7 protein-coding genes are annotated in these 5,416 nt (G+C 64.2%); 4 read left to right on the forward strand and 3 right to left on the reverse strand.

Translation table 11 applies throughout. The features are described 5' to 3' along the window. Window positions 1-174: 174 nt before the first annotated feature. A complete protein-coding gene (locus tag VF515_16000; protein HEX7409134.1) occupies window positions 175-543 on the reverse strand; it encodes a DoxX family membrane protein in 369 nt (122 codons plus the stop codon). Between the two features lie 151 nt (window positions 544-694). On the opposite strand from VF515_16000, the gene VF515_16005 reads away from it, so the two are divergent. Beyond that, window positions 695-1,360 carry an SOS response-associated peptidase gene (locus VF515_16005; protein ID HEX7409135.1) on the forward strand — a complete coding sequence of 222 codons (666 nt, stop codon included), beginning with the start codon at window positions 695-697 and terminating at the stop codon, window positions 1,358-1,360. Window positions 1,361-1,486: 126 nt separating this feature from the next. Here the strand turns inward: VF515_16005 and VF515_16010 are convergent, their stop codons facing one another. Both VF515_16010 and VF515_16015 read right to left on the reverse strand, forming a co-directional pair. Beyond that, window positions 1,487-2,764 (reverse strand): cytochrome P450, encoded by a 1,278-nt coding sequence (locus tag VF515_16010; GenBank protein HEX7409136.1) that lies wholly within the window; start codon window positions 2,762-2,764, stop codon window positions 1,487-1,489. Between the two features lie 108 nt (window positions 2,765-2,872). Next, on the reverse strand, window positions 2,873-4,084 hold the full coding sequence (locus VF515_16015; GenBank protein HEX7409137.1) for a BamA/TamA family outer membrane protein: 1,212 nt from the start codon (window positions 4,082-4,084) through the stop codon (window positions 2,873-2,875). A gap of 174 nt (window positions 4,085-4,258) precedes the next feature. On the opposite strand from VF515_16015, the gene VF515_16020 reads away from it, so the two are divergent. From VF515_16020 to VF515_16030, 3 genes are all read left to right on the forward strand, one after another. Continuing rightward, the gene (locus tag VF515_16020; protein ID HEX7409138.1) at window positions 4,259-4,450 is read left to right on the forward strand and encodes a hypothetical protein; all 192 of its coding nucleotides are present in this window, start codon (window positions 4,259-4,261) and stop codon (window positions 4,448-4,450) included. Further along, a complete protein-coding gene (locus tag VF515_16025) occupies window positions 4,447-5,010 on the forward strand; it encodes a hypothetical protein (GenBank protein ID HEX7409139.1) in 564 nt (187 codons plus the stop codon). Before VF515_16020 ends, VF515_16025 begins: the two co-directional genes overlap by 4 nt. A 20-nt stretch (window positions 5,011-5,030) precedes the next feature. Beyond that, window positions 5,031-5,416 (forward strand): glycine zipper family protein (locus tag VF515_16030; protein ID HEX7409140.1); only part of this gene is annotated, 386 nt, incomplete at its 3' end.

The following is a 5,416-nucleotide window of genomic DNA, read 5'->3' on the forward strand; positions in this document are numbered from 1 at the left end:
AGGGAAATGCGGTCTCGAGCGCAGCAGGTCGCGCCTCGACAAGCGCCAGGCATGCCGGCAAGTCGCGCCGCCGCTGCCAGCCACGACACGCGTGCTGCGCTGGCGCAGTGACGGTTCAGTCGTGCCGGCGGTGTCGTCTTACAAGCCCGCGTCGGTCAGGAATTGTCCCGGGACCTAGCCCAGCGATCTGAAGGCTTCGCGGTGGAGCCACGCCAGCGTGAGTTCGAGCGCGGCGACCACAATGGCGAGTGGCAGACCGCCCGGTGCAAGGAACAGATGAAAGGCGACGATGTTTACGATCACCGGTGCGAGCATCACCAGAGCCAGGGGCACAAAGAAGCCAGTAAGGAGCAGCGCACCACCAATGATCTCGGTACTCATGATGAGCGGCAGCATGTAGCCCGTCGCCGCAAGTGCGCCGAAGAAGGCACCCGCGGCTGGTGGCTGCGCAGGCGTAGGAAGGAAGTGAAGCAGGCCGTTCATTCCGAAGACAAAGAAGATGAGACCGAGAAAAGTGCGCAGGATGATTGTGATCGTTCTCATGGTGTCCCCTTTCGCCACGAACCACTGATCCGTTTCAGACAGACGCCATACCAAATCCGCTCTCACGTCAATAATGCGTGCTCACAGATAGGGACAGCCACGAGGCTGTTTGTTTGCGACCCGCTCGGCGGCGGCGTAGTAAGGCAAGACCATGTGCGGCCGTTTCTCTCGCACGAGCGGGCGCGAGGTCCTCGCCGAGGAGTTCGGTGTAGTGCGGTTCGCAGACGTCGATTTTCGCCCACGATACAACATCGCGCCGAGTCAAACCGTCGAGGCGATTCTCCGTGACGGCGTGGAGAAGCGCCTCGAGCTCATGCGGTGGGGCTTCACTCCCTCGTTCGCGAAGGAACCGAAGCTCGCGCCGATCAACGCGCGTGCCGAGACGGTCGCCACCTCGCCGATGTTCCGTGATGCCTTTGGGCGACGGCGCTGCCTGATCGTCGCCGACGGCTTCTATGAGTGGCGCAAGGACGAGCGGCGGAAGACGCCGCACTTCATTCACCTGCGTTCCGGCCGGCCGTTCGGCTTCGCCGCTATCTGGTCCTCACACCCCGCGGCAGCGGGGACGCAGTTGGCGACCGGCGCGATCCTGACCTGCGCGCCGAACGAGCTCATGGTACCGATTCACAACCGCATGCCGGTGATCCTGCCCGCAGCCGCGCGCGACCGGTGGCTTGATCCGAGCGCCGGAGAGGACGATCTCCGAGCCCTGCTGGTGCCGCTCCCGTCCGAAGAACTGGAAGCCTACGAGGTTTCCACTTTCGTGAACTCGCCGCGAAACGATGCGCCGGAGTGTGTGCGCCGAGTTCCGAGCTGAGCGACGAGAGACTTAGCCGGCTGCTCTGAAAAACCCCAGCAAATGCTTCGACAGGCATGTCCTGAGCAACGTCGAAGGGTGCTCAGACCCTTTTTCAGCAACCTCTTGGAACGACAGCGTGGGGGCTCAGGCGCGCGCGCCGCCGGGCGTGAATTCGCAGCGCATGTGCTTGATGCCGTGAATGAAGAACGAGGTCAGCCGGTTCGGCTCGCCTGTCACATGCAGGTCCGGCAGGCGCTCGAAGATCTCGCGGAACATCACCGTGATCTCGCGCCGCGCCAGGTGCGCGCCGAGGCAGAAGTGCGGCCCCGGCCCGCCAAAGCCGACGTGCTCGTTCGGATCACGCCGCACGTCGAAGCAGTAGGGTTGCTCAAACACCGCCTCGTCGCGGTTGCCGGAGCAGTACCACAACACCACTTTCTGTCCGGCGCGGATGGGTTGCCCGCTCAGCACCGTGTCGCGCGTCGCCGTGCGGCGAAAGTGAATCACCGGCGTCGCCCAGCGGACGATCTCCTCCACCGCCCTCGGGGCGACCGCCTCGAAATCGGCCTGCCAGATGGCCCGTTGCTCGGGGTAGTCGCACAGCGCCTTCATGCCGTGGCTGATGGCGTTCCGAGTCGTCTCGTTGCCCGCGACCACCAGCAGCACGAAAAAAGAACCCAACTCCTGGCCGGTCAAGCGCTCGCCGTCGACCTCCGCGGTCAGCAGCGCCGAGGTCAGGTCGTCGGTCGGATGCTGGGCACGCACACGGCCGAGATCCTGCACCAGCTCCGACAGCTCGGCACCGGCCTGCAGCAGGGCCGGGATGATCTGCAGGGGCTCGGCAACGTACTCGGGATCGCCGGCGCCGAGGATGACGTTGGTGCGGTCGAAGACGAACCGGTACTGGCTCTCGGGGATACCCATCATGTTGCAGATGATCTGCAACGGCAGCGCCGCGGCGATCTCGGTGACGAAGTCGCCTTCGCCCTTGTCGATCACCGTATCGATGACGTGTGCGGCCGTTTGCCGCACGTCCGCTTCCAGCCGTTGCACCATGCGCGGTGAGAAGCCGCGTGACACGATACGGCGCAGCCGAGCGTGGCGTGGGTCGTCCATGTTGATCATCGAGCCGAAGAACTCGCTAAGGTCGCCCGGCAGGTCGGTGATGTTGGTGCCGTTCCCGGAGCGGAAAATGTCCGGCGAGCGGCTCACTTCGAGAATGTCGGCGTGCCGCGTGAGCGCCCAGTAACCGGGTCCGCGCGGAAACGGCAGCCCCTCGATGTACGGCTCCTCGTGAAAGGAGATCGGCCGCTCGGCGCGCAAGGTGGCGAAGGCCCCCTCCCGCTCCTCGATCGGTCGCAACCAGAACGCCTGCTCCGACAGGTTGATCTCATCAACCGACAGCACGGGCCTCGGCTTCATGGTTATGCTCCCTCGTTGTCAGTAGATGATGCTCTTATGCCACGGGGACCACGCTCGCGCCAGCCGGCCGGGCGTAAACCGCGTGGCTGCGCGTGGGCAGGCCATCATTCAAAAGGTCTGACCGAACGACAGGTACACCAGTCCCGTCTCCTCATCACTGAATCCGACATCGATCCGTGCCACCAGGGCGTTCGATAACGCGATCCGCAACCCGCCACCGTAGCTGTACTGGAAGTCGCTCAGAACGCGATCGAAGATGCTGCGGTTGATTCTGAATTCTTCACTGACGTCGGTATGATTGAGGAACACGCGCCCACCATCGCCGAACACCACGCCGTCCAGCTTCACGTGCCACAGATCAAAGAAGTCGAACTGCGTCAGGAGGCAGCGGAGCTCGCCGTTCAGCAGCACCCTCTCTTTGCCCAGGAACCGATGCGGAAAGAAGCCACGCATGCTGTCCTGGCCGCCCAGCTCCTCCAACTCCCAAAACGGGACCTCGTTATCGGGGCCGTCGATATAGGCACCGTTCGCGCGGATGCCGGCGATCAGGCGCTTGTCGAAAAAGGAACGCAGGTAGCCGACATCGACGACGTAACGGGTGAATTCAAAGTCGCTCAAGGCCGCCTTGTTGGTGTGCGCGACCTTGAGGATCACACGCCAGCCGCGCGTGGGCCGCATGACGTCATCGCGGTTGTTCCACACCAGCGATAAAGCCAGCCGGTTCGTCAGGCCGCCATTGATCCCCGTCATATCCGCGAACTTCTCCTGTGTCAGCGGCAGACCGTCTTTCCGCTTGCTGCGACCGATATCCACCCGGCGCAGCCCGACGGCGAGGTTGAAGGCCAGCTGATCGAACGGACGCCAGCCAACAACCAGACCGCCAGCCAGTTCCTGGAATTCGTGGGTCGACGGCAGATATGGATCCCGGCTCAAATCGTTGTTTCCGAGGCCGAAAAACTCACGCTGCGGATCGAAGTAGTACTTGCCGCGCAAGAGAATCAGCAACCGATCCTCGAGCAGATGCGGGGAGCCCAGGGACACCGACACCGACCGCTGCTGATTCATCGCATACGTCGCTTCGAAATCCAGAGTAGCGCCGCTCTGCAGGAGGTCGCGGTGCGCGAATTTGGCGCCGGCAAGGGCGCCCGTGTCGGGTGCATAGCCCAACTCCGGAAGAATCGCCCAGCTGCGGGATTGCGCCACCTCCCCGCGCCCGGTCGTCGGGTATACCGAAGGCAGGAAGTCGGAGATACTCTCTTCCGCTTCCAAATCCTCGAGCCCATGCGTGCGCTGGGCGGCAAGGACCAGGACCAGTGCCAACGTTACGCCGGCGATGCATGACGTTCGAGCAGCGATTCTTTATCTTTACCAAACTGCACCACGGTTTGGCTAGCCGCCCGTCGGACCTTTCGGAGGTTCGAACGGAGAAAGTTTCGAGCGCAACTTTGTAGGCTGATCTTCGTTGAATAACCAGGAGCGACAAGGGAGATGGGCATGGCTATTCTCGCCCTGGGACCGCTGGCGTTGATGCTCGCGTTGGTGCAACATACGGTGGCGGCCCATATGGATTTTGAGTTTTGTATCGGCCTGCCCTTCTTCGGGGCAGCGAGAGGTGTCCCGGGTCCGTTATCCGGTCTTCCGGCCTACGCTCGCCCCGTGTCTGTGCCGCTCGCGGAGGAGTCATGAGAAGGTTAGCAGCGATTTTGCTCATGGTTGCGGCGCTACTGCTCGTTCCTACAGCGCCGAGTCAGGCTCAGAGGGGGCATGGTGGTGGGCGTAGCGGCGGGCACGGCGGCGCTCTGGGTGGAGGGCGCGGCGGCGCTCTGGGTGGAGGGCGCGGCGGCGGTCTGGGTGGCTCGCACGGCGGCGGTCCGGGTGGCTGGCGCGGTGGCGGTCCGGGTGGCTGGCGCGGTGGCGGTTCGGGTGGCTGGCGCGGTGGTGGACATGGTGGCTGGTACGGGGGCTGGCGTGGCGGCGTCTTCCTCGGATCGCCGTGGTGGTGGGGCGGGCTCTATCCGTATCCGTACTGGGGCTACCCACAGTCGTACTGGGACTACCCACAGTCGTACTACGGCTACCCTCCCGTCGGTGTTGAGGAGGGGCCGTCGGAGTACATCCAGCAGGAGCCGGCGCCAGCGGCAGCGCCGCCGCAAGCATATTGGTACTACTGCGCCAGCGCCAAGGCGTACTACCCGAAGGTGCAGAAATGCCGCGAGGCCTGGATCAAGGTTCCGCCGCCACAGTAGAGGGGCCGGGGAGAGCGACAATGCGCAAATCGTGTTTTTTCCCAATCGCAGTCGGACTGCTGCTGACAGGATGCGTCGTTGTGCCGACTGGTCCGAGCGTGATGGTGCTTCCCGGCTACGGGAAGGACTTCGAGGAATTCAGAGCCGACGATGCGGTGTGCCGTCAGTGGGCGTGGCAACAGACCGGGGTGACGGCGGCACAGGCGTCGAACGACACCGCGGTCAGCGGAGCTGTCGTCGGCACGGTTGTCGGAGCGGCTGCCGGGGCCGCGGTGGGCGCCGCCTCTGGGCATCCGGCCATGGGAGCCGCCGTGGGCTCGGGACTCGGGCTGCTCGGTGGGACAGCTGCAGGCGCCGACCGCGCCGCGGGCGCACAGTGGTCGGTGCAGCACCGCTACAACAACGC

The sequence above is a fragment of the Candidatus Binatia bacterium genome, assembly GCA_036382395.1.
In the GTDB taxonomy this organism is placed as follows: Bacteria; Desulfobacterota; Binatia; order HRBIN30; family HRBIN30; genus JAGDMS01.